Genomic DNA, 25,899 nt, shown 5'->3' with positions numbered 1-25,899 from the left:
CTATTCTCCTTATTTTTTATTGAGTTTTGTAATGCATCTATCGCCGGTGCTTTTCTTAATCACTTCAGCCAGATACGGGGCTGAGGCGCCTGCTAGCGTTTTCGTCATATCGCCACCTGCCAGGCCCTGTATGGCCGCTGTTGCCGCCTGAAGACCTTGTTGCAGTGCACTGCCGGTGCCGTATTTTTGCATTTCGGCTTTGTATTCTTTTGTCTCACGCAAGGCTTCCGCATCGCCTTTCAACTCAGGATGGCGTTTCAAAGCTTCCTCAAGCCCGAGGATATCTCCCTGCGTCCGCGCAATATCCATTGCCTGACCGCCAATTTCGCCAATCAGTTGCGCTTCTTTCAGGCGATTCTGCTCTTTCTCTTTATCAAAGATCGGATTGATGCTGCCATTGGCATTGGCATTGGCATTGGCATTGGCATTGGCATTGGCATTGGCATTGGCATTGGCATTGGCATTGGCATTGGCATTGGCATTGGCATTGTCGGTGTCGCGGCTCAGGTCATCGACATTCTGCTGTTGTTTATCGGTGTCACGAATAGTGATGGTAATGTTCTCTTTCGCCCGCAGATTAATGTCGTTATCGGCCACCACATGACTGCCGATGACCGCGATATTGTTGCCGCTGACATCAATGCTGCCTGCCGATAGCATGGAGCCGACCGTCAGTGTCTGACTCAAGCTATCTTCGGTGCGCGTGGTGGTGCTGGAGGCCAAGGTGATCTCCTGCGGGTAGTCAACAGCGGCAAGATTTAGGCGCGGATTGGGTACGGCAGAGCGGCGAACTGGTGATTGGTGGCGACTGGCTTACCGAGTCCGGGATCACCGATGTTGAGCAACGGGAGATTACCGCTGCGCCCGGTGTTATTCGGTTGCAGCGGCGGGGAGTTGGAGTGTTTAGGTCTTAAAGGCAGTAACCCCGGCTTTGGCCGGTGTAATAGGTCTAAGATTATTGCCCAAAATATTTCCATGCTAGTGCATGCTTTTTTGATTCAACATGCAGATAACTTTCAATTTCTTGCCAAACTGACTCATTTTCATCAGATGCTGTAATTAACGATTCAACAAGCCCAGTTGCAACAGCAGTAGCTAGCTCATCATTATCAGACCGCATACCTGTTTCGATGTGCTGGAACAAGGTTGATTTCTCCAACTGGCTTAATGAACCTAGCTGGTTTACCAGTGCTTTACCCACTAGTGAAAACAGCAAGATCGTAGGCGGAGGTTCTGGCAACCAATATTCGATACATCTGTTTACTTCATTTTTTATATACTCTGATGTTTGAGCAAAAACACTCAGATAATCATCAACACATTTATCCATTATTACTTACCCTTAAGAGCATTTTGCATGTCTTTCAGAACGTTTTCTGCCGCAGCTTTATCACTTGAAGAAGCTTGAGGATTCTTATTTAGCCAATCTTGCAATGCCTTGGAATATGTTTGAGCCTTTTCAACGTGCCCTCTACCACCAACTTTTTCTCCAGTAGCTAATTCGTAGCGAACAGCATCCGCTGTACTTCCACTGCCAACTTTGGCATTCGGTCGGTATAAGTCATCAATTAAGTTTTTAAGATTTTCATCTTTAACATTTGGTTTTTCCATCGATGCACGTAATGAGTCCACATATTCTTCATGCTGCCCCCTACTTTTAGGGTCTGATGAAGAGTTACTATTTCGTCCTGCTTCCTCATCCTCTGGCCCCCACCCTCCCGGTGTTCCTGAACCCGCCCCACCAATCTCTTTCTTCTGTTCATCCGTCAGATCCTTGCCGATATTCGGATTCTGGCTACCGTTAGAGTCTGATTGGTTCTGCGCTGCAACCACCGCCAACAGCACACAGCTTGCATTTTTCAGACAGGCCGCGTCTAACCCTTCCTTCACTTTCTTGGTCAGCGCCAGCGCGGCTTGCTCGTTAGCTCCGCCTTTGCCTGCTTCGGCCATCGCGGCGGCGTTCAGCGTTTCTTGCGCCATCATCTGCGATATGAGGCCAAGACTGGTCATATTGTTGCTGAGTTCGTTCTTACCTGCCTGCGCACCGGATACCGCGCCAGCAGTATCACCACCGGCCAAGCCACCAGCCAGACCCGCCGCCAAGCTACCCAGTGCAACCAGCGTTTGCTTCTGCTCTTCGCTCAGTTGGCTGACCGGGATATCACCGTACAGTGATTTCTTGATGTTTTCACCGATCAGCGCCGAGGTTGCCGCACCCGCAGCTCCCGCCAGACCGCTGTTACCACTGGTCTGCGCCACCACTGCGCCCAGAACCGCATGAGCCATGACTCGACTGGCTTCATCCGGCGCGTACTGTTTTATGATTTCCGCCAGATACGGCGCTGCAGCACCACTCAGCGCCTGCGCCATATTCCCACCTGCCAAGCCTTGCACCGCCGCCGTAGCAGCTTGGATGCCTTGCTGCAATGCGCTGCCAGTGCCGTATTGGGCTTGTGTGGTTTTATAGGCGGAAGTGCTGGTTAGCAGCTTGTCATACATCGCTCGCTCTTCCGGTGTCGCGTCCTGGCCTGGTGCCTTGATGCCTTTCGCTTCCAGCTCCGCTTTACCGGCGTTTGTCGCCAGGATCTTACCTTGCGTTGCCGCAATGTCTATCGCCTGACTACCAATATCACCAATCAACTGCGCTTCCCGCAGCCGGTTTTGCTCTTTCTCTTTATCAAAGATAGGCGAAAGCGCATTGTTAGCGTGTTCAACATCATGGCTCAGATTATCAACATTTTGCTGTTGCTTATCCGTGTCACGCACCGTGATAGTGCCATCGGAGACTGCGGCATGGGTGGTGCTGTCGGCGTGGCCTTCATTGTTAGCCCCGACCAGCAAGCCGTTGGCCATATTCCCGGCAAACTGACCGCCGATGCTACCGCCGGTACTGATGCCGACACTTTGATGCTCTACCTTGAAGTCCGCTTTATTACCGATATCACTGAACCCCAGCGTGCCGGTATCCAGACTGTTTTTACTCTTGTCCGCGGTGCTGGCAATCACTGCGCCATCGAGCTGAGTGTGTTCACCCACGGTGATATCAAAGCCGCCAGAGCCTGCAAAAATACCGGTCTGCTCCTGTACCGAGTCATAATTGCTGTGCAACTTGTCTTTACTGATGCTCAGGTTGGCAGAGCCACCGCCGCCGACCACCGCCATGCTGACACCGCCGCTGGTACTGGTCTGCTTCGCATCATAGTTATCGCTGTCTTGCTGGCTTTGCAGTAACAGGTCACGGCCGACATCGACCTTGACGGTTTCACCGCTGGCTTGTGCGCCTATCAGCGAAGTATCACGCCCGCTGCTGAGCGACAGTGTGCCGCCTGTGTCAATCTGGGTTTCAGTCCAGAAGGTGCCGTCGCCGTGCTCATTGCCCTGACCCTTGTTGGCATTGGCAAAGATGCTCAGACCACCGCCAGCGCTACCGAACCCCAGACTGACCCCCACACTGCCACCGCTGCTGCTGTTGCTGCCGTCGGTTTTTTGCGTGTTGGCGGCACCGAGTAGCAGCAAGTCGCGGGCGGCTACTCGGCGGTACGGGATAACGGCGAGCTAATTATAGGCGGCTACTGGCTCACCGAGTCCGGTATCAATGACGCCGAACAACTGGAGGTGATAGCTGCGCCCGGTGTTATTCGGTTGCAGCGGCGGGGAGAGGGAGTTTTTAGGACTTAAAGACAGTGACCCCGGTTACTATTGGCCGGGGTTGTATGTCAGATAAGAGCCAAACTACTACAGACTGCTTTAGCTGTAGACATATAAGTCAATGGAGCTTTCCGCGCCTATATCACCCAGAAATTTATTCGTTTCTGCCGACCAATAAATGGATGGTTTTTCGCCATTTTCTATCTCTATTAAGAGAGAGAAAATGAACGTAACAGCATATTTTTGTTTTATTTTCTCTAGGATTTCAGTTTTATCTTTGAATAAAAAAAGCAACTTTTTGGTCTGTTCATTAACATCATAAGACTCTTCCTTTTCTGTACATACTGACCAACTAGTCTCTGTACTAGGTCTTTTCCTTGTGCCACTGATAACACCTTTGATATAAATTTCAGATGGTTCTATTTGTAGCATGGCTGTTATTTCTTCTGGGTCAAAAACATCTCCACAAATAGAAAACTCAGCTTTAACTGTTGTTTTTTCCATGTAACTATCCTATTTTTTGATAAATTCGCCAGTTGGAATGCCTTCACCTGTACCGCCCTTTCTAAAAATCCATAGCTGCCCACTGTCTTTATCAACGTAAATATCATAAAGCTTGATTTCCGCTTTAGAACCTAGGAAGTCTTTTTTGATTTGATGAGCATCTATTTCATTATTTTTTAGAAATTTATCATCGGCAACTTTTATGTTGGAGGGTTTTTCAGCTCCATTGTCCTGTCCATCACTTACCATATGGTTAGGTAGGTCAGGTACAGCTTCAGTATTCCCCGTGTTGTTTGGTGATGGGTCTACAGTTTGGTTTCCACCTGTATTATTTGGCCCTGTATCAGTCTGACCATTATTGTTACCTGTATGAGTCACACCCTGTTCTGATAATTGGTTTCCACCCGTATTGGCTGGGCCCGAACCGGCGATCTGATCACCACCAGTATTAGAAGGGCCATTTTCTCCTTGCCCCATCATTGCCTGGATAGCCAATATCGCAACTTGCGCGGCCATTGGGCAATCCCCGCCAGAGAGGCATTTTGTCACAACATCTTTGCCAAACTCTTTCACCGCTGTATCCAGCTTTTGCGCTATCGCAGCATTGGTTTCATTCTGTGGCGCTTGTCCTGCTACCGGTGGAGGCGGCACCAACATTTGCAGCAAGAAGTTATTCTCTACCGCATTTTTCCCTGTCTGCGCACCGGCAACCGTATCAGCGGTGCTGTCGCCGGTCAATCCACCGGCCAGTCCTGCGGCCAGTGTTGCCAGCGCGCTGACGGTCTGCTTCTGGTCTTCGCTGAGATTGTCTTTGTCCCAGCCCATGGCTGCGATAATCCTCGGGGCCATCAATTCGGCAGTGGCCGCGCCCGCTGCGCCCGCCAGCGCACTGTTACCACTGGCATAGGCGGTGACAGCACCCAGCACGGCGTGCGCCATGGCGTTGGCCGCCTGATTATCTCCGGTGCTTTTCTTAATGACTTCCGCCAGATACGGGGCTGAGGCACCTGCCAGTGCTTGTGCCATGTTACCGCCCGCCAGACCTTGGATGGCGGCCGTTGCCGCCTGAATCCCCTGTTGCAGTGCACTGCCGGTGCCATAAGGGGCCATGGCGGTACTGCGTATTTGGTTGGTCAGCTGTTCTTCCGTTGGAGTCAATATCCCTTTTTTGGCCAGTGTCTCTTTGGCGGCCTGAATAGCCTCTGGGTCTTTTAGCGCTTTTTCTTCCGCTATTTTGCCCTGTGTGCGTACGATATCACTGACCTGACCCCCTATCTCGCCAATCAGCTGTGCTTCTTTCAGGCGGTTCTGCTCTTTCTCTTTATCAAAGATAGGATTGATGCTGCCATTGGCATTGTCGGTGTCGCGGCTCAGGTCATCGACATTCTGCTGTTGTTTATCGGTGTCACGAATAGTGATGCTGCCCTCACTGACCGCTGCCTGTGTGGTACCGTCGGCATGACCGTCATTACCCAGACCCGACAGCACCACACTGCCCAGATTGCTCAGCAGGTCAGACCCCACCGGGCCACCGGTGCTCAGGCTACCGCCCTGATGTTCAGCCTTAAAATCGGCTTTATTTTCAATGTCACTGAAGCCCAGCGTGCCGCTATCCAGACTGTTTTTGCTCTTGTCCGCGGTGCTGGCAATCACTGCGCCATCGAGCTGAGTGTGTTCACCCACGGTGATATCAAAGCCGCCAGAGCCTGCAAAAATACCGGTCTGCTCCTGTACCGAGTCATAATTGCTGTGCAGCTTATCTTTACTGATGCTCAGGTTGGCAGAGCCACCGCCGCCGACCACCGCCATGCTGACACCGCCGCTGGTACTGGTCTGCTTCGCATCATAGTTATCGCTGTCTTGCTGGCTTTGCAGTAACAGGTCACGGCCGACATCCACTTTGACAGTTTCACCGCTGGCTTGCGCGCCTATCAGCGAAGTATCACGCCCGCTGCTGAGCGACAGTGTGCCGCCTGTGTCAATCTGCGTTTCAGTCCAGAAGGTGCCGTCGCCGTGCTCATTGCCCTGACCCTTGTTGGCATTGGCAAAGATACTCAGGCCACCGCCAGCGCTACCGAACCCCAGACTGACCCCCACACTGCCACCGCTGCTGCTGTTGCTGCCGTCGGTTTTCTGCGTGTTGGCGGCACCGAGCAACAGCACATCACGCGCCGCATCCAGGGTGGTATCGCCACCGGCTTTGAGCTGGCTGCCTTGCACCACAATATCGCCGCTGTTCGCCGGGTTCCCCTCACCGGTGGCCGTCACGCTCAGGTTGTTGCCCGCCGTCAGGGTCGAGCCTGTCACACTGGTCTGTTCCTGATGTTGCTGCGAGGCCGATTTTTGTGAGCCTAATGAGGCACTGACGCCGAACATGCTGGCAGTATCGCCCCCTTGCGCCTGTACCAACTGACCGGCTTGCACCACCTGCGCACCACTGAGTGCCGCTTTAACCCCTTGCAGCGCAGACAGTCGGCCATTGCTCTCTTCTCGGGCATCTTTGGCGGTGGTGACCGCGGTATTGAGGGCGCTGCCAACCGCGCCAGACAGTGCCAGTGTCAGGCCGCTACTTTTTTGCTCAACGGTATGGGTCTGGCTGCTTTGATTCTCCGCCGCCAAAATAGCGACGTTTTTGCCGGTCAGATTGATATCTTTCCCGGCTAACACCTCGGAGCCTTGCACCGTCAGATCTTCACCGGCGGTCATGCTGACATTGCCCAGTACACTGCCCACCGTGCTGCCGACAGTAGAAATCGATTGACCGGTATCGATCATTTTGGTGCTGTTGCTGCCCACGGTGACACCAATCCCGCCAGTACTCATCAGGCCGGATTTTTTCTGCTCGAACAGGTGAGATTCACTCTTGCTTTTCCCCGCAGTACCGCATGAACATCACCTTTACCCCCGAACCGATCCCTGAACTGACACTGGCAGTCGGCACGTTGGCCGCATTGGGATTTACCACTGGTACCCCGTTGCAACTGACACGCCAGCATCACACGCTCTGGATCACTGTCGTCACTGCCGAAGCCACCTAGGAAGTGCTGTGCGAAGCCAGCCAAGACCGGCAGGATTTAGGGGCGGATTGGGTGTTGGATAACGGCGAGCTGATTATCGGCGGCGACTGGCTGACCGAGTCCGGCATTGCCAGCGCTGAACAGCTGGAAATCACCGCCGCACCCGGAATGATCCAGTTACGACGGCGGGAAGATGGGGGATTTAGGGCTTAGCAGTAATACCTTCGGTCAGTTGAACTGCACCCATAAAGTTGGCCGGGGGTCTGTATTACTCACAAGAAGATAAATTATCTATTTTCTTTATGTCTAACAGTAACTGCTGATCAAGAGTAGTTTTATCTACTTGATTTAAAATATGACTTATCCTTTTTAAAGAAGATAAAACACCTTTTGCTTCCTTGTGACTTAAAGATGCGATTGATGATATTAATTGCCCATCGTAATCATCTCCGGCTAGAGGATCTCCTTGCAAGATCGATTCTGCTCTTGGTAATACATGAACTAAAAACAGATCCTGTCTTATAGCTCGAGCAATATCCCCAACATCCAACTCATCAAGCGGCGCATCTACGATACTGCTAAACCACTCATCAAGAGATGACCTAGTGTTAGGCTCATAATTACCGCCTTCTGCTATTAATAGATCCCTAAACGTTGTCATATGCCGTACCCTTTGATCGCCGATTCTATTTTGTTAATCGCTTCTGTTGCTCTTCCGTAAGCTGCCTGAGCTTCCGGATTATTAATATTTTTTAGCGTGTTTGCATGATTCCTTAAACCATTAAGGGTATCTTGCATCTCTTTCATATGGTTCCAGTTTTCCCCACTTCCATTAGGTTTAGGAATAGGGTTGTTGTCCATATCTTTAAGAGAACCTGTAATATCATGATCTTTCAGAGAGTTTTTAATGAGGTTGTCGATTTTTCTCATGGCACTTTCTTGCTTCTGATTCAGCTTATCGACTTTTTTCTCTTCCGATTTGTTCGGATCGTTTTCTGGCGGTGGTGGTGTTCCCGTTCCAGACCCCGAACCACCCAGCTCTTTCTTCTGCTCATCCGTCAGATCCTTGCCGATATTAGGATTAGAACCAGACTCATCTTGGCCTATCATGCCCTGCATCGCTAATATCACTAGCTGTGCGGCAACTGGACAATCACCACCGGAAAGGCATTTCGTCACAACATCTTTACCAAACTCTTTCACCGCCGCATCCAACTTCTGGGCGATTGCAGCGTTGGTTTCAGTTTGAGGCGTTGTCTGTCCTGCTACTGGCGGAGGAGGTGCAAGCAGGGAAAGCAAGAAGTTATTCTCCACCGCATTCTTCCCAGCCTGCGCTCCGGCAACCGCGTCAGCGGTGCTGTCACCCGTCAATCCACCAGCCAATCCTGCTGCCAGTGTACCCAATGCGCTGATGGTTTGTCGTTGCTCTTCTGTCAAGTCTTCACGTTTGATACCAGGATACATCTGCTGGGCGATATACTCACCCATCGCTGCACCCGAAGCGCCCGCCAGCGCACTGTTGCCGTTGATCTGCGCCACGACTGCACCCAGCACCGCATGGGCCATCAGGTTAGCCGCCTGATTATCTCCCGTGCTTTTCTTAATCACTTCCGCCAGATACGGGGCTGAGGCGCCTGCCAGCGCTTTCGCCATATCGCCACCCGCCAGGCCCTGTATGGCCGCTGTTGCGGCCTGAAGACCTTGTTGCAGTGCACTGCCGGTGCCGTATTTCTGCATTTCGGCTTTGTATTCTTTTGTCTCACGCAAGGCTTCCGCATCGCCTTTCAACGTCGGATTGGCCTTCAGCGCTGCTTCCAGACCGATGATATCCCCTTGCGTGCGCGCAATATCCATTGCCTGACCGCCAATCTCGCCAATCAGCTGTGCTTCTTTCAGGCGATTCTGCTCTTTCTCTTTATCAAAGATAGGAGCAATGCTGCCATTGGCATTGTCGGTGTCGCGGCTCAGGTCATCGACATTCTGCTGTTGTTTATCGGTGTCACGAATAGTGATGGTACTCTCACTGACCGCTGCCTGTGTGGTACCGTCGGCATGGCCGTCATTACCCAAACCCGACAGCACCACGCCGCCCAGATTGCTCAGCAGGTCAGACCCCACCGGGCCACCGGTACTCAGACTGCCCCCTTGATGTTCCGCTTTAAAATCGGCTTTATTTTCAATGTCACTGAAGCCGAGCGTGCCGGTATCCAGACTGTTTTTACTCTTGTCCGCGGTGCTGGCAATCACTGCGCCATCGAGCTGAGTGTGTTCACCCACGGTGATATCAACGCCGCCTTTGCCTGCAAAAATACCGGTCTGCTCCTGTACCGAGTCATAATTGCTGTGCAGCTTATCTTTACTGATGCTCAGGTTGGCAGAGCCACCGCCATGCTGACACCGCCGCTGGTACTGGTCTGCTTCGCATCATAGTTATCGCTGTCTTGCTGGCTTTGCAGCAGCAAGTCACGGCCGACATCGACCTTGACGGTTTCACCGCTGGCTTGCGCGCCTATCAGCGACGTGTCACGCCCGCTGCTGAGTGACAGTGTGCCGCCTGTGTCAATCTGCGTTTCAGTCCAGAAGGTGCCGTCGCCGTGCTCATTGCCCTGACCCTTGTTGGTATTGGCAAAGATACTCAGGCCACCGCCAGCGCTACCGAACCCCAGACTGACACCCACGCTTCCGCCGCTGCCGCTGTTGCTGCCGTCGGTTTTTTGCGTGTTGGCGGCACCGAGTAGCAGCAAGTCGCGGGCGGCTACTCGGCGGTACGGGATAACGGCGAGCTAATTTTAGGCGGCTATCGCAGCATTGGTTTCACTCTGTGGCGCTTGCCCTGCTACCGGTGGAGGCGGCACCAACATTTGCAGCAAGAAGTTATTCTCCACCGCATTCTTCCCAGCCTGCGCACCGGCAACCGTTGTCGCCGGTCAATCCACCGGCTAATCCTGCGGCCAGTGTTGCCAGTGTACTGACGGTCTGCTTCTGGTCTTCGCTGAGATTATCCTTATCCCAGCCCATTGCCGCGATTATCGCCGGAGCCATTAACTCCGCACTGGCCGCACCCGCCGCCAGCTTCAACGCGCCATAGGTTTGCACCGCGCTGGCATTGAGGGTGATGTCTTGCACCGCCTGCAAAGTGATATCGCCCCTGGCGTTCAACTGGCGGCCTAGCAGGGTTTCATCATAGAGATCGACTGAGTCGTTATGGAGTTTGGTGGAGACTTTGCCGGTGACCTGTAGGCTATCGGTGAAAGATGGAAGTATTTAGGACTAGGTTTCAGTAATCTCAGCCAAGGCCGAGATTACTATTATCAAACTCACAAATTAGTTTATTTTTGTGATTATAATACCGTCATTTCTATCCATAATTAAGCTATCAGCTAAAGGCAGCTTCCTAATTAATTCCTCAACCGTTCCTCGGGGAAAACGACTCTCGGAAAAACTATTTTCGAAATCTAATGAATAAATCAAACGTTCTTCATTACCATCAAAGCCTAGCCAAAAATTACAACCGTAGTCATATAGTTCCGCAACATTCAACGGTATTAAATTTTCAGGTTCTCCTTCTGAGAAATCCATTTTTTCAATAGGGATAGTGCCAATATCGGCATTATATTTTTTAAGACCTAAATCTAAACTCTCCTTCAAAGAGGAAATTACAATGTAAAGATCAATAGTTACCCCTTTGCCTGGGATGAATAACCCATTGATAATAAAATTAAAAACCCCACTAGGGGAGCATAGAATATCTAGCTGCTCAAGTTGTATAGCAATTCGATAAGGATCACCAATAATCATTTAATTTTCCATCCCTCTTGCTTACGTAACTGGGCCTTTGTCTTATTATCTAACTGCATTGCATTTTTTGAATCACCAGTACTTCCAGACCAATGGTAAGTTCCTACATTATCAGGGAAATAACGATGAATAGCTCCATCATTTCCCATACTATAGCGAGCTTTGTTTCCATCGACTGATACTGAGCTACCAAATAGCTCTAAAGAATTCCTTGGCTCAATACCTGCATCTGGCCTGAATCCTTGGGCACCTGGTGTATGTTTGGTATTTGATTCGACTTTTAATCCATTACTCGCCACGATAGGTTCAGGAATTGGTAACCGGTTATCTCTACCTTCGGCTAGATAAGCCAAATCATCTTTATTCTGTTCTGGGATCGGTGTTACCGTGCTATTTCCACCCGTATTCGGTTTGCCGTCAATATTCCCAGTATTACTGGCACCATTCTCACCACTTTTATCTGGTGTCACCAACGCCATTCCCTTATTTTGATCGGGCGCAGGATTTACCAGCTTACCGCCTGTGGGATCATCAACTGGAGTAGGGAACCCCGTAATTAAACCCTTACCATTTTTTAATTCTTCGTAGGCTGCTCGCTCGGAAGGTGACAGTTTATCTATTTGTTCCTGATCACCTGACATTGCAGCCAGCATAACATTGGTTTTCTGTACGCCAGAAAGTTCTTCAATCGCCGATGTGGCAACACCAACACCGATGAGAGCACCAAACCCAAGATCTATGACCGCTTTGCTACAAACGGCTATCTCTGCACAAGCGGCTGCACCGGTACGCAAGATAGCAAGGTTATTATTCTCCAGAGCATTCTTCCCAGCCTGCGCCCCGGCAACGGCGTCAGCGGTGCTGTCACCGGTCAAACCACCGGCCAATCCTGCTGCCAGTGTACCCAATGCGCTGATGGTTTGTCGTTGCTCTTCTGTCAAGTCTTCACGTTTGATCCCCGGATACATCTGCTGGGCGATATACTCACCCATCACTGCCCCCGAAGCGCCCGCCAGTGCACTGTTGCCGTTTACCTGCGCCACTACCGCACCCAATACCGCATGGGCCATCAGATTGGCTTCAGTATTCACCTTACCCGTGACCGGATCGGTAGTCATATTATGAATGACTTCAGCCAGATAAGGTGCAGAGGCTCCCGCCAGCGCTTTCGACATATCTCCACCGGCCAAGCCTTGGATAGCCGCAGTTGCTGCCTGCGCCGCCTGCTGGAATTTGCCACCGGTGCCATAGCCTGACTCATTGAACGCCTTGTCATAAGCCGTTTTATAAACCTGACCATCAATCTCTTCTGCCGTAGGGTTCTTGCCCGGATTCGCTTTTTGCCAGCTTGCTTTAGCCGCGTCACGGTCAGCCTCACTCACATCCTGCATTTTTTCATTCGCCGCTTTAGTGGCGATAATCTGCCCCTGTGTGCGAATAACATCACTGACCTGGCTGCCGATTTCACCGATAAGTTGCGCTTCGCGCAGGCGGTTTTGCTCTTTCTCTTTATCAAAGATAGGGGAGAGCGCATTGTTGGCGTGTTCGACGTCACGGCTCAGGTCATCAACATTTTGCTGTTGCTTATCCGTGTCACGCACCGTGATAGTGCCATCGGAGACTGCGGCATGGGTGGTGCTGTCGGCGTGGCCTTCATTGTTAGCGCCAACCAACAAGCCGTTGGCCATATTCCCGGCAAACTGACCGCCGATGCTACCGCCGGTACTGATGCCCACACTTTGATGCTCTACCTTGAAGTCCGCTTTATTCCCGATATCACTGAACCCCAGCGTGCCGGTATCCAGTGTGTTTTTATCGGCAGTGGCTGTCGAGCCAATCACCGCACCGTCGAGCTGAGTATGCTCGCCCACGGTGATATCAAAGCCACCTTTACCGGCAAAGATACCCGTCTGCTCCTGCACCGAGTCAAAGTTGCTGTGCATTTTATCGCGGCTGGCATTGATGCTGGCACTGCCGGTCATCGAACCAAAATTGAAGCTGCCACCGACACTGGCGTCTTGCTGCTTCGAATCGTAACGGTCACTGTCTTGCTGGCTTTGCAGCAGCAGGTCACGCCCCACATCCACCTTGACGGTTTCCCCACTGACCTGCGCGCCTTGCAGCACCGCATCGCGGCCACTGGTGATGTTGAGCTGGTTACCGGCGTTAATCGTGGTTTCCGTGTGAGTCACACCGTTGCCGCTTTCGCTGCCTTTACCCTTGTTCAGGCTGGCGGAGACATTAATCCCCCAACCGCCCTGACCGGCACCTATTCCTATCCCCAATGAACCGCCGCTGCTGCTATTACTGCCGTCCAGCGTTTGGGTCTCTTGTGTTGATTGCAATATCACATCGCGATTGGCCGTCAGACTGGTGTCTTTGCCCGCCTGTAACTGGCTGCCCTGCACCACAATATCGCCATCCGCCCCTTTCACGCCGTTACCGGTGGCGGTGATATTCAGGTTATTACCCGCCGTCAGGCTGCTGCCTTGGTGGGTGGTTTGATTGACGGCTTGTTCTGATTTTGACGACTGGCTGCCATAAGACAGGCTCACGCCAATAGCATTTTGGTCACTGGCATTCACTGCGGCCAGTTGCCCACCTTGCACCGCCTGAACACCACTGAGTGCCGCTTTAACCCCTTGCAGCGCAGACAGTCGGCCATTGCTCTCTTCGCGGGCATCTTTGGCGGTGGTGACCGCGGTATTGAGGGCGCTGCCAACCGCGCCAGACAGTGCCAGTGTCAGGCCGCTACTTTTTTGCTCAACGGTATGGGTCTGGCTGCTTTGATTCTCCGCCGCCAAAATAGCGACGTTTTTGCCGGTCAGATTGATGTCTTTCCCGGCCAACACATCAGAGCCTTGCACCGTCAGATCTTCACCGGCGGTCATGCTGACATTGCCTAACACACTGCCCACCGTGCTGCCCACGTTGGAGATAGATTTGCCAGTGTCGGTGGTTTTTTGGCTGTTGCTGCCCACCGTGACACCAATCCCGCCGGTACTCATCAGGCCGGATTTTTTCTGCTCGAACAGGTGAGATTCGCTCTCGCTCTGTTGCGCAGTGCCGACGGTGATGTTCTCTTTTGCACGCAGATTAATATCGTTATCGGCCACCACGTTACTGCCGATGACCGCGATATTTTTGCCACTGACATCGATAGAACCGGCTGACAGCATGGAGCCCACCGCCAGCGTCTGGCTAATACTGTCTTCGGTACGCGTGGTGGTGCTGGAGGCCAGCCCTTTTTTGGTGCCGGTATGAGTGCGCTGCGCATCATGCTGTTCAGTCTGGGTGGTGAGGGTGACATCACCGCCCGCCGCCAGATTCAGTGCGCCATGGGTTTGTACCGCACTGGCACTGATATTGATGTCTTTTGCCGTCTGCAAATTGATATCGCCGGTGGCGTTCAACTGGCTGCCGCGCAGCGTTTCATCGTAGAGATCCACTGAACTGGTATGGCGCTTGCTCGACGATTCGCCGGTGACGTGCAGGCTGTCGGTCGCTGCACTCAGGTTAATGTTCTGCGCCTGCACATCCACCGTGCCGGCGTTAATGTTAGCCCCCACCGCAGTCAGGTTGTTGACGTTGGCCGTCAGCGCACCACCGACATTCACCTCGCTGCCCAGTTGGCGGATATGCTCACTGGTGGCGCTGCCACTGCCATAATTCGTGCTGATCTGGTCGCTGCTTTGTACCGTATTCAGCAGCCAGTCGCCGCCCGTATTGACTTGAAGATCCTGACCGACATTGAGGCTGGCACCTTGCATGATAAAATCACGTTCGGTATTGATAGTCGCGTTATGACTGACATTGATACTCGCCAGCGGCCCCAGTACGGTTTGGCTGCGCTGAACCGCACCATTATCACTGGTGAGTTGCTCACTGCTGGTGCGTAGGATCACATCGCGGCCGCTATCGAGTTGCAGGTTGGTGGCATTTAACCGCGCGCTGGTCAGGTCAATATCGCTGTTCAGTGTACTGAGCAGCATATTGCCACCGGCCTGAAGTAAGCCGCCGCGGTTATTGAGCGTGATGCCTTGCGCCATGCTAATGCTCAGGTTATTGCCGGCTTTCATCGCGCCCTGATTAGTGAACCCCTGAACCTCGGTTAAGCTGATATTCTCGGCGGCAATTAATGCGCCGTTGGCCTGTAAATCGCCCGGCTTGACCCCCGCCAGATAGACCACCGGCACCAGCACGGTTTGCCCGGCGACTTCGCGGCTTTCCATCAGCACAATGTTACGGGTCAATGCCGCCATCTGCTCGGCACTGAGGTGGGTGCCAAGGGCAAGATTGAACGTCTTGCTGTACTCGAGTCCCGCCGCAAACAGTTGTTCGAACTGTTCTTGTGCACTGCGGTAATCACTGGCGACCGCCTGACCGGTCAGTGCCAGTACCTGATCGCGCACCAGACGCTGTTCATAGGCGTTATCCCCCAGGCGTTTGAATATCACATCCGGGTTACTATTCAACTGCTGGAGCACGTAGTCTGATCCGCGCCAGTTATTCAGATTGGCAAACGCCGGGTTAGTTTCAATCAGATAACCGCCGCTGACTGTGTAGTCGGTATTGAACTTATACAGTCCACCGTTGGGCTGTGTCAGCGAGATACCGTTAAACTCGATGGCCAGATCTTTTCCGCTATTGTCGCTACTCTGGGGAGGCGCAATGGCACCGGGGTTGGCACCGTTATTGATCGTGGTGCCACTGCCGCTGAGGGTTTGTGCGGTAATACTGGCGGCATATTGGTTAGTCGCGTGCTCTTTGACCTCTGGCCCCCAACTTCTGCTCCACAAGCCGCCTTTATAGTTACGGTAATTCCACTGACCGCTGGAGGTGGTGCGTTCGATCAGGCGTTGTGCGCTGCCCCAGCCATCCTGTTGCAACGTGACGCCAGAGAGTGAAATCTCGCCCTGTGCGCTCACTTTACTCCAGAAGTTTTCCAGCGTGCTGACCTGCGGCGTCAGGTTCCCGCCGGCCAGCAGTTGTGCCTCTGGGCTGATTTGATCAATGCTGTTATAGGCAATAGTCGACGTATAATCGGTGCCGATATAATCGCTATTATTTGCCCCGCCATGTTCGGGTTCACTGTAGCGTCCGCCTGGAATATCAGGGTTTTCTTCTGTCCAGACCGCCGACCCATTCACGGTGTCGGCCACAACAAAGTTACTATTGGCGGTGAGAATATGACGGCGATTGGTCAGCGTCGTGGCGTAAATCAACATATCTTTGCCGGATTCAATCAAACCCGAAATATTGAGCACCTGAGCCGCCGCCAGATAATTGCCGCTATTGTCCAACGCACCGGCAAAGATAACCTTGCCCATGCCTAAAAGGGTGGTGGTTGGGGCGGAATCAGTGTTGGTGACGGTATCACTGTTTTCAATTACCGGTGCCAACAAGGCTAAGGTGCCGTTTTCATCGGTGGCACCGATCAGGGCACCAGGGCCGGAGTTGGTAATACGCTCCCGTGCTTTAAGCGTGGCTTCGGCACTGATCAGGGTGCCGGTGTTGAACAGGGTATTGGAGTCGGTATCAAGTCGCCCGCGGGTTAATATCTCACCACGGTTAATTAATGCGCCCGCTGCGCTGAGGCTGGCTTGCGTCGCAATAATATGGCCACTATTGAGCAAGCTGCTTGAGCCGGTGCTGAGTTTGCCACCCGCTAATAATTGCCCGTCATTGGTTAACGCGCCGCGGGTGGTTAAGGTTAAATCATGTCCGGCCTGCAGTGTCGAGTCGGCCAGATTGCTGAAATCACGCTGTAAATCAAGGGTCAGATCCTGACTGGCAACTATCTTGCCTGCGTTATTGTCAAGCTGGCCCAGATTCAATGCGATGTTATTCGCCGCCAGTGTGCCACTCTGGTTATTGAGGGTTTGCTCGGCACTTGCCCCCGCATTAATGGTCAGCGTTCCAAGGGCGAGAATATTGGCGCGCTGCGTACTGATATCGCCACTGTTGGCGGTGATGTCTATCTCTCGGGCTTGGGTATGGCTGTCGGTCAAATCAACCCGGCTACCGGTTAGCGTCATTGCACCGGCGGCGAGGGTCTGCCCTTGCGCGATCAGCTCCTGACGGGTGGTTACCCTCAAGTCACCGCTATCCATCAGGCGGCCATCACTGTGTACGCCCGCCGCTAACAGGCTGCCCCCGTTGCTATCCAGGCGCTGTGCATTGACCGCCACATTGCCTTTAGAGAGCAGGGTGCCACCCCGGTTATCGACATCACCCGGCAGATTCAGGTTGAAGTCCGTGGTACCGGTTTGCGCTATCACGCCGCCAACATTGGAGAGCGATTGGGCGTTCAGCGTCACTTGATCCGCAATCAGTCTGGCGCTGTCGGTACGTAACAGCGCGGCGGTCGACGCAGACAGGTTGCCACTGGCTAACAGTTCAGCGCCGGTGAGATCGATAGCGCCACCTTGTGCGGTGAGTGTCAGGTCACGGCTCTGTGTTTGGCTGCCACTCAGATCGATACTGTGCGCGTTAAGCACTTGCGCCGTCCCGCTAATATTTTTGCCTTGGGCGGTTAACATCCCGCTGGCATCAACGCGCAAGGTGCCACTGGTGATCGCGCTGTTGTCGGACTTGACACCGGCACCCAGTACCGAGTTGCGGCTACTATTGACTTCTGCCGCGCGCAGCGAGGTATCACCCGCCGCCGCGACAGTGCCGGTGTTATTCAACTTGCCTGCGGTGGTGAGCTGGGTATTGCCCTGCGCATAGAGCACACCTGCGTTCGCTATACCGGCGGCGGTATTCACCGCCAAATGTTGAGCACTGTTGATCTGACCGCTGTTGACCAGCATGCCATCCGCCGTGATAGTGATATCACCGGCTGACGCCCCTATCTCACCGGCATTGCGCACCCCGACACCGGTTTCAGTCCCGATCAGGCGAATTTTACCGGCGTACATGCCACCCAAATTGGCGACATCCACCGCCACGGTAGGGCGGGCGCTGCCATCGTCGGCTTTGGTGGTAATATTTTGGTGCGCGGCGTCAACCTGATTGCGTCCGGCGGTGACTTTTAGATCATTGGCCCAGATACCGGCATTGACTTTAACCGAACGGGCAATCAGGTCGGTATGGTCCTGACGGCTGCTGTCCAGACCTTTGCCCTGAATAACAATCTCACCGCGATCCACATTGTAGCCAGTGAGTTGGCCGTTATTGAGCTGTGCCTGACCGGTGGTTAAGGTCGCACGGTTGGCGTTGATAAAGCCGCAGCCATCACAAGTAATGCCTGATGGGTTGGCGATAACCACCTGCGCTTTGCGGCCAGCGACCTCGATATAACCGTTAAGTTTACTCGGGTCGCGACTGTTGACTTCGTTGAGGATAATACTGGCTTCACCGCGCGCCAGCGACGGGTTACCGTTGACAAAACCGCCGAGTTGGGTCTGGTTGACACCGTGGCCGTTATTGAGGATCACCCCGCGATTATCAACATCGAACTGGCTGTAAACGTTACGCGAAACCCCACCGCTACTGGGTGTCTGGATATTGACCTGTGGCGTACCGTTGGCACTGCTGATAATGGTCGGCTGTTGGTTACCCGGCGCACTGGCATCGGCGACAATATTGGCTTGCGCGGATAACGAGACGCAGCCCAAGGCCAGTAACAGACTAAAACTCAGCGACGATAAGGCACTGATACGGCGGCGTTGAGTATGCCCAAGACCTGACGAGGGCGACGAGGCGGCCCGACCGGAGGCGGCGATATCGGCTACCACCATTAATAAGCCACGCGCCTTGTTAAATACGATACGGTACAGGTTCTTATTCATGGTGACTCTCAACAGCTAAAGGGTTAATAAGGTGCATCAGTATTGCCAGTTCAGGTTAAAGCCCACCGTCACTGAGTCGGCTTTGAAGCCATCAGGTTTTGACAGCGGCTTGCCAGCAAACAGGTCATAACGGGTATTGAGCACAGTGCCGCGCACACCGACGACACTGCCCGCCAGATGGTGGCCCAGCAGATAAGGGTCGCTGCGACCGCTGACCTCGCCGTAATCCACGCCGACATACAGTTCATGGCCTGGTAGCGGGGTATACCAGCCGAGATCATTGCGCACTGTCCAGCCGCGATCGGCATTCAGCGTGCGTTCGCCATCAAATCCGCGCACCGACCAGCGGCCGCCGATGGAGAATTGATCCTGTGGTGTCAGGGGTGTGTTGGTGCTTTGCCGCTGATATTGCAGGTTGTAATGGACGTTTTGCGCCGCAACCACAAAAGGAATATCCAGTTGCGCATTCAAACGCAGAATTTTGCTCAGGGCAGTGGCTTCGCCGAAATACTCTTCTTGTGCCGGTACTGCACCCAACCAGCGGGTGCCGCGCTGGTAACTGATACCTGCGTCCAGTGTGCCCTGCGAGATAAAGTGGCGATGTTCCAGCCCGACACGCCAGGCCGAGGTACGGCGGCGCTGCACTTCAATTTCGGTATCATTGATATAGTTTTTCGACGAGCGGGTCAGCACATCGTAGGTCAGGGTAGTTTTTTGGCTGGCATTGCGGTGCAGCAGGCGGCTGAGTTGCAGCGTGACGTTCTCCGTCTCCCCCCGGTAATGGATATCGCCATTGAGGCCCGCCACCGTCTGGTGGTAGTCATAGCTGCTGGCGGTGATGCCCGCGGTCCAGTAACCGAACGGCAGCGAGTAGTGGCCGGTCAGGTTATTGGTGCCTTTATCGCCGCGATTCTTTATTGAACCGCCAGCCGAGACATAAAACAGGTCACTCAGCGAAAGCGGGTTATCCAGAAACAGGGTTGCGCCCCCTTGATAACGGCCGGTACTGCGGGTGCCGGAGTCATCCAGTGAAGCCGCCAGCCGCCACATTTTGCTCTGCTGCCAGCTCAGGGCGATATCGGTCTCGCCGGGGGCATCACCCGGGACCAATTCCATGCTGGCTTGCACGGTGGGGACGCGCTGTAGGTTCTCCAGTCCTTGCTCGATATCACGCAAATCCAACAGGTTACCAGGGCGGGCAGGGAAGGCACTGAACAACGTGACATGGCGGTCACTGCCGGGCGTCAGCTCAACATGGCGTATTTTGCCGGGCACCACGTGTAACGCCAGCGTGCCGCGGTTTAAGTCCTGCTGCGGGGCCAGTACCCGGGTGGTGACATAGCCATGGTCGATCAGGCGGTTTTGCATCTGGCTCATCAGCAGGTTAATGCCCTGGCCGCCCAAACACTGTCCTTGCGCCTGATTGGCGATACGTTGCAGTGGCAACCAGCGAGGTAATGGCTCTGCGCCACTGATTTTTATACGATCAATGGCAAAGCAGGGGTGCTCAACCGGGAAGACAATACGGCCCAAAGAGGCCGCTGGCGCTGATAAGCGCACATCCGGTGTTGCGGGGGCCAAACGCTCTTCCAGTGCCCGTTGCCGGGCCTGTTGATGAATACTTTGCTCAACGGGGGGGAATTCCGCGCCATAACTGACAGGCGAAATAGCCAGTAACGGGAATAACACACTCGCGATAAAGGAGAAATAACAGGCGCGCAGCACAGGGCATATCCTCTTTGCCCGGCTGGGGCAGAATAAAAGGGCTGAATAAAATTTCGCCGCATTATGCCTAGGTAAACGTTATTTTCAATCTATTTTCAGAATATAAGAAAATATGAGAAATAACTCGTGTGATTCATGGGAAATATCCTACAAAAAGGCGTTTTTGTGGGAAATATCTTGTTGATTGTCTTTTTTTGAATAAAAAATAAAAGAGAGGGAGTAATAAATATCGCCGTAAATAAGATGCCCCTCAGAGGAGGGGCAGAAAAATTAGAACCGTAGGCGGAATCCGATATTAGCTGTTACCGGTGTTTCAATTTTTGAACCATTGAGATAATTCACTTCAGCAAAAATAGAAGTGTTACTGGCAACGGTGGCATCAATACCCACACCATATTTGCCGACATTACCGGAGAAATTGTTATCGAAGCCAATACCGTTAATGGCGACGGTATTCGTTTTGATAAATTCACGGGCAATAGCCAGTTTAACGTAAGGCTTGACTGCCATTTGATTGACGGTATAAGAAGCCGACAATATCGTGCCTAACTCACCTTGCACACTGTCTGCTTTCGCCACGTCCGCAGCCATTCCGTTACTGAGGGTATAATCTGCACTACCTATACGTGAATAACTCACTTTGCCATAGGGTTCCAGTACCAGGTTGTTATAAACAGGTAACTGATAGCCACTTTCTACCGAGGCGGTAAACGCATTCTGGCTGTATTCCGCCCGCGCGCTTTGCGTACTCAGTTCATTATTAAAACGGTTAGCTTTCAACACCGTATCAATATAAAGTCCGCTTTTATCCAGGTAGGTTAGGTAGAGGCCACCACTGTAACTGCGAATATCACCATTGGCCCCCGCACTGTGAGTGGCTTTGACATCGGATGAACTGTAGCCGGTAAATGCCCCAATTAGCACATTACCCCGGTTCAATCCCAATTGTTTATCTGCCCCGATCTCCATACCGTTCAAGGTATTCTTGAAAGCGACGTTTTTATTGTCGGACAAGCGGCTATCATCGGTGAGATAACGCGCCCAAACGCCGACGGTGCCATCAGCATCGGTTTTCAACTCGCCCTGGCGCTGGCGCAAGGTACTCAATTCCGCATTCAGGATATGCCGTGGTGCTGCCGCCATATTCAACACACCTTGTGCCGCAGAGCTGAGCACGGGAACCGCCGTGTTTGGCCTGTTCGGCGTTATGCCGGGGAGGTCGGCTGCCTTGGTAGCTAAATACCAGTCAGTACTGCCATTGCTTTCCTGACTGTATAGCCCGTATTGGTAAACGCCTAAATCCACCACGCCGCCCGCATTAAGCAAACGGAACTGAGCATCGCCACGATTAATATGCACCAAGGCCAGGCTGTTGGCAGATTGCGGTTCTTTACCGCTGTCCTGAACGGTAATACCAAATTGGCCGGTCGCCTGCTGCGAGACCGTAATAAAATCACCGGCATTGCTGGCAAGCTGGGTAGTCATCGCAAAATTACCCTGACCAGACAGATTCTCTATCTCCAGCCGGTTAAATTGCCCGCCGGCAGAATAGGGCAGCAGGTTGATATCCCCCCCTTGCATCGTCACATTATTGATGCGGGTAACCAGCACCGGTCCCAAGACTTCAGGAGGAGAAACCGGCACCACACTTGCTCCTATCCAGGAAGGGCCAATGTCGACTAAGCCAGCCACATTGAGGTTCTCAATGGTGACATTGGCAGGCAGGGCGGGATTGTTGGTGGTCACATCGCTGGTATAGGTATCGTTATTGGTAATAAACAGTTCCGCACCCGCCGCGATATTAAGATAACCTTTCGACTGGCTATTGAGTCCCAGGGTCATATAGCCGCCATTATTTATCTGGCTATCTGTCACGATCCCTGCGGTTTTAACCTCAAGCAACCCGCCCTGATTAACAACAGTACCGGTTGCAAAAGCATCGGTAACCTGTAACCAACCGCCATCACCCACGGTGGTATTATTGGCTGTACCGGCACTGCTCCCGTTGGTGATAGCAATTGCGACTCTCGTCATTATTCCATTATTGGTGGAGCCATAAACCCAGCCATTATTAATGACGCCACCGTTACGTACAATTTGTTCGCCACTATCGACGACTTCATTGTTGACGGTTATTCCCTCTACAATCGGTGTAAAAGCCAATACCTGAGCAGGTAATGTAATCAAAGACAGACTAATTGCTCCGGCCAAAAATGTTTTGTCCATAAAACCTCAAAAAGATTAAACGTAATGTAATGATGTTATGTAACCCGTTGCAAAAAGAGAGGCTCTGTCCTTGGAACAGATTAAATATAATGTTTATCCGTGGTGATATGCCTTGGGAGGAAATACGCTGAGTCTCAAGAGTTATTTACTCCAGATAAAAGAATATTACCTTATATTTTTGCGCGATGAAGGTATCACATTTTCTCTTGGAACTATAATAGGATTAAAGCTGTTTTTTGATAGATGCGGCAAAGAATGAAGTGAGTTCCTATTGTGTGAGACTTTTCTTGATTACGATCAAGAAAAGTCTCAAATAACATCAAAACTATTCTTGTAAATAACACCAGATTTATTGCTGGTAAGGATGGCGGGTATTTAGGCTATTTCTGGATTCACCCATGAAGAACCTGATAACACGCCACCATCAATGGTAATCGCTTGCCCGGTCAAATAGGCCGAGGCAGACGAGCTTAAAAAGAGTACCGCGCCAATCAAATCATCTGGGTTACCTAAACGCCCTTGCGGAATAAAGTTCTGGAACCATTTTGAACGATATTCGTCATCCCACAAGGGGCGCGTAAATTCGGTTTTAATAAAACCAGGTTCAATCGCATTAACTTGAATATTGTCACCCACCCATTCGCGGGCCATCGCCTTGGTTAATTGGCTGACGGCTGCTTTTGATGCGGCATAAACAGAGATCGTATTGAATGCATGTTTCGCGCTAAGTGAGCTGATATTAACGATTTTACCGCCACCCTGTTTCGCCATATAGGGTTGGACGGCTTGTGCCAAAAAGTAGACGCTACGTAAATTAATATCAATGATGGCATCAAAGTCTTCAGCAGTGACATCTTTAATAGGTTTTCTGCGATTGACACCAGCACTGGTGAGCAAAACATCAATCTGCCCCAGTTTGTCATACACGGTATCGACCAACTGTCGGCAAGCCGCGACATCACTCAAATCAGCGGTAATCGATAAGGCGTTGCCTCCTTCAGCTTCAATCGCTTCTTGCACCGGTTTGATACGTGCGATGTCAATATCGTGTAATGCCACGGTCGCACCAGCATTTGCCAGCGCCTTACTCAGCACACTGCCAATCGCTCCGCCAGCCCCAGAAACCAGCACCACTTTGCCCTGTAAAGAAAACAACTTATCAATAATATTACTCATAGATACCTTCAGATAGTGACCTGCTGACGCGACAGCCAGCATTGAGATAAAATGTTAAACGCCGTATCTCCACGAAAAGCTACAATTCAACGGCACGGGTGGGATCAATAATCCATTCACTCCAAGAACCTACATAATGTTTGGCATCCCCCAGACCGGCATGCGCTACAGCCAACAGATTCTGTGCCGCAGTGACCCCAGATCCACAGTAAAATACTGTGCGATCAATCGGCACATCCCCCAATAAGCGGGTGTAATGCTGGCGTAACTCTTGTGGTGAGCGAAATTGCCCATTGCTATCGAGCGTGTTCGCACGGTCAGCCAACCTGGCGCCAAGAATGTGGCCACGAACGGGATCATGATAGACCCCCCCGCCATGGAAACCTTCTTCCGAGCGGGAATCAAACACCGCCCACTCAGGGTTCTGGCGAACGTTATCGACCAGCGTTACGTTCGCGATATAATCAGGGCGCTCTTGCGCAACGAAGGTGGCAAAAGCCGGTGGCGGAATCTCGATGGTGGTTGGGTAACCGGACTTAAGCCATAAAGGCCAGCCGCCATCCAATACCGCCACCGCATCATGTCCCAACCAGCGCAACATCCACCATGTTCGTGATGCAGCCATCAATCCCCCGCTTGCGTCATACACAATAACTTGGGTGTTGGGGCCAATTCCCCACTGAGACAGCGTTTTTGCAAACACATCAATTTGTGGCAGTGGTCGCCGGCCGGTATGCCCTGGAATGACGGTGCCAGATAAATCAGTGGCCAAATTTGCATAGTGAGCGCCGGGGATGTGCCCCACCAAGTACTGACTTTGCCCCCAACTTTCATCATCCAGTGTGAAGCGTGCATCCAAAATGACCCAATCGGTATCATGTAGATGTTCAGCTAATTCTTTGGCAGAAATTATTGTTTTGTATGTCATAAAACCCCCTGGTAAAAATAACGGGTCTGCGTTTATACCGGCAGGCCGGGTAGTGGAATATGTTCCGCAATCAACCCCTGCGTTCTTAAGGTATGCCAAAATGCTGTTGGAATAGGATGCTGAAAACTCAATGAATTTTGCGTAACTTCAGCGAATCTGGAGGGGCCGTACAGCACACTAGTGACGGCACTGAATCCTAACGGAAATTGCAAGGCGGCCGCCGCGAGTGGCACCGCAAAGTCAGCCGCGACGGCTTGCAGTTTTTTGACTCTATCAGCAACAGAAACCGGTAATTTGCCATAGTCATAACGTGCGCCATCATGGATGCCGGTCGCCAATACACCGGAGTTAAATACGCCGCCAATGACAATGCCGGCCCCTTGTTGTTGCGCCCGCAATAGCTCGTCAGCGTAGATCTCTTGCTCCAGTAAGGTGTAGCGAGACGCTACCAGAAACACATCTAAGGGATAGCGATCCAGAAAGCGGTTAATCATACCCGGCTCATTAATTCCAGCCCCGAACGCGGCAATCTCACCGGCTGCTTTCAACTCTTCCAATGCCCTGAAACCGCCAGACTCCAACTCTTTTAACTTGCCAAGTAACGCTTGCTCATGGGGGAAATAGCCAGTATCTAAGTCATGGATATATAAAATATCGACTTTATTGATCCCCAATCGCTGTAGGCTGTCTTCATACGAGCGCAAGATGCCGTCATAGGTGTAATCATGGACATGGTCAAAGGCCAGGCCACCTTGCCAGGGTGCTGTTTGGAAGGTGTCACGCGAGCGGGGCGCTAACAAGCGTCGGCCTACTTTGGTTGACAGCACATAATCGCCACGATGCTTTCTATACAGAAATCGCCCGGTTCTATGCTCTCCTTGGCCGCGCCCATACCAAGGTGCGGTGTCATATAAGCGGATACCACTATTCCATGCGGTTTCTAGTGTTGCTTGCGCATCCTGTTCAGTAATTTCTTCGAACAATTCGCCGAGTGGGCATGTTCCTACCCCAATGGTCGGTATTTGAAACCCTGATCTTCCCAGCGGCCGTGTATTTTCTAATCCCATCATTTCACCTCGTG

The 25,899-nt window shown here is 52.2% G+C and carries 10 protein-coding genes and 7 pseudogenes; 1 reads left to right on the top strand and 16 read right to left on the bottom strand.

Features of this window, described 5'->3' with window-relative positions:
* Nucleotides 1–39 precede the first annotated feature (39 nt).
* From V1953_RS15320 to V1953_RS15300, 5 genes and pseudogenes are all read right to left on the bottom strand, one after another.
* Nucleotides 40–555 (bottom strand): annotated as a pseudogene (locus V1953_RS15320) (hypothetical protein); the annotation flags it as partial.
* 400 nt (nt 556–955) lie between these two features.
* Nucleotides 956–1,330, bottom strand: a complete 375-nt coding sequence (locus tag V1953_RS15315; protein ID WP_442851093.1) for a DUF7674 family protein — start codon at nt 1,328–1,330, stop codon at nt 956–958.
* Nucleotides 1,331–2,007: 677 nt separating this feature from the next.
* A pseudogene (locus V1953_RS15310) lies at nt 2,008–3,528 on the bottom strand (hemagglutinin repeat-containing protein); the annotation flags it as partial.
* Nucleotides 3,529–3,747: 219 nt separating this feature from the next.
* Nucleotides 3,748–4,152 carry a DUF4279 domain-containing protein gene (locus V1953_RS15305; RefSeq protein WP_442821135.1) on the bottom strand — a complete coding sequence of 135 codons (405 nt, stop codon included), beginning with the start codon at nt 4,150–4,152 and terminating at the stop codon, nt 3,748–3,750.
* 9 nt (nt 4,153–4,161) lie between these two features.
* Nucleotides 4,162–7,032: pseudogene (locus V1953_RS15300) on the bottom strand (hemagglutinin repeat-containing protein); the annotation flags it as partial.
* Nucleotides 7,033–7,037: 5 nt separating this feature from the next.
* On the opposite strand from V1953_RS15300, the pseudogene V1953_RS15295 reads away from it, so the two are divergent.
* Nucleotides 7,038–7,382: pseudogene (locus V1953_RS15295) on the top strand (hypothetical protein).
* A 55-nt stretch (nt 7,383–7,437) separates the two neighbouring features.
* Here the strand turns inward: V1953_RS15295 and V1953_RS15290 are convergent.
* From V1953_RS15290 to V1953_RS15240, 11 genes and pseudogenes are all read right to left on the bottom strand, one after another.
* Nucleotides 7,438–7,830, bottom strand: coding sequence for a contact-dependent growth inhibition system immunity protein (locus V1953_RS15290; RefSeq protein WP_442821136.1), 393 nt, complete (start codon nt 7,828–7,830; stop codon nt 7,438–7,440).
* A pseudogene (locus V1953_RS15285) lies at nt 7,827–8,897 on the bottom strand (VENN motif pre-toxin domain-containing protein); the annotation flags it as partial. The pseudogene V1953_RS15285 and the gene V1953_RS15290, both read right to left, overlap by 4 nt.
* A gap of 93 nt (nt 8,898–8,990) precedes the next feature.
* Nucleotides 8,991–9,925 (bottom strand): annotated as a pseudogene (locus tag V1953_RS15280) (hemagglutinin repeat-containing protein); the annotation flags it as partial.
* A 111-nt stretch (nt 9,926–10,036) separates the two neighbouring features.
* Nucleotides 10,037–10,250, bottom strand: a pseudogene (locus V1953_RS15275) (VENN motif pre-toxin domain-containing protein); the annotation flags it as partial.
* Nucleotides 10,251–10,493: 243 nt separating this feature from the next.
* Complete coding sequence (locus tag V1953_RS15270) at nt 10,494–10,967, bottom strand: Imm42 family immunity protein (protein ID WP_019081662.1); 474 nt, start codon at nt 10,965–10,967, stop codon at nt 10,494–10,496.
* Complete coding sequence (locus V1953_RS15265) at nt 10,964–18,763, bottom strand: hemagglutinin repeat-containing protein (protein WP_442851092.1); 7,800 nt, start codon at nt 18,761–18,763, stop codon at nt 10,964–10,966. The genes V1953_RS15270 and V1953_RS15265 overlap by 4 nt, the downstream gene beginning before the upstream one ends.
* 36 nt (nt 18,764–18,799) lie before the next feature.
* The gene (locus tag V1953_RS15260) at nt 18,800–20,485 is read right to left on the bottom strand and encodes a ShlB/FhaC/HecB family hemolysin secretion/activation protein (protein ID WP_442851333.1); all 1,686 of its coding nucleotides are present in this window, start codon (nt 20,483–20,485) and stop codon (nt 18,800–18,802) included.
* A 273-nt stretch (nt 20,486–20,758) separates the two neighbouring features.
* Nucleotides 20,759–22,714 (bottom strand): autotransporter outer membrane beta-barrel domain-containing protein, encoded by a 1,956-nt coding sequence (locus V1953_RS15255; protein WP_442848015.1) that lies wholly within the window; start codon nt 22,712–22,714, stop codon nt 20,759–20,761.
* 375 nt (nt 22,715–23,089) lie between these two features.
* Nucleotides 23,090–23,890 (bottom strand): SDR family NAD(P)-dependent oxidoreductase, encoded by an 801-nt coding sequence (locus V1953_RS15250; protein WP_227746551.1) that lies wholly within the window; start codon nt 23,888–23,890, stop codon nt 23,090–23,092.
* 79 nt (nt 23,891–23,969) lie between these two features.
* Nucleotides 23,970–24,818 carry a sulfurtransferase gene (locus V1953_RS15245; RefSeq protein ID WP_083159729.1) on the bottom strand — a complete coding sequence of 283 codons (849 nt, stop codon included), beginning with the start codon at nt 24,816–24,818 and terminating at the stop codon, nt 23,970–23,972.
* Between the two features lie 32 nt (nt 24,819–24,850).
* Complete coding sequence (locus V1953_RS15240; protein WP_442851091.1) at nt 24,851–25,888, bottom strand: aldo/keto reductase; 1,038 nt, start codon at nt 25,886–25,888, stop codon at nt 24,851–24,853.
* Nucleotides 25,889–25,899: the final 11 nt, after the last annotated feature.

Origin of the sequence: Yersinia sp. 2541 StPb PI (assembly GCF_052217145.1) — a bacterium.
GTDB classification, from domain to species: Bacteria; Pseudomonadota; Gammaproteobacteria; order Enterobacterales; family Enterobacteriaceae; genus Yersinia; species Yersinia enterocolitica_E.
This window is presented reverse-complemented; position numbering and strand designations above follow the sequence as displayed.

Coding starts and splice junctions, on each gene's coding strand:
- V1953_RS15250 (WP_227746551.1), bottom strand. CDS start 23,890: ATGAGTAATATTATTGATAAGTTGTTTTCTTTACAGGGCAAAGTGGTG.
- V1953_RS15315 (WP_442851093.1), bottom strand. CDS start 1,330: ATGGATAAATGTGTTGATGATTATCTGAGTGTTTTTGCTCAAACATCA.
- V1953_RS15305 (WP_442821135.1), bottom strand. CDS start 4,152: ATGGAAAAAACAACAGTTAAAGCTGAGTTTTCTATTTGTGGAGATGTT.
- V1953_RS15245 (WP_083159729.1), bottom strand. CDS start 24,818: ATGACATACAAAACAATAATTTCTGCCAAAGAATTAGCTGAACATCTA.
- V1953_RS15270 (WP_019081662.1), bottom strand. CDS start 10,967: ATGATTATTGGTGATCCTTATCGAATTGCTATACAACTTGAGCAGCTA.
- V1953_RS15265 (WP_442851092.1), bottom strand. CDS start 18,763: ATGAATAAGAACCTGTACCGTATCGTATTTAACAAGGCGCGTGGCTTA.
- V1953_RS15240 (WP_442851091.1), bottom strand. CDS start 25,888: ATGATGGGATTAGAAAATACACGGCCGCTGGGAAGATCAGGGTTTCAA.
- V1953_RS15290 (WP_442821136.1), bottom strand. CDS start 7,830: ATGACAACGTTTAGGGATCTATTAATAGCAGAAGGCGGTAATTATGAG.
- V1953_RS15255 (WP_442848015.1), bottom strand. CDS start 22,714: ATGGACAAAACATTTTTGGCCGGAGCAATTAGTCTGTCTTTGATTACA.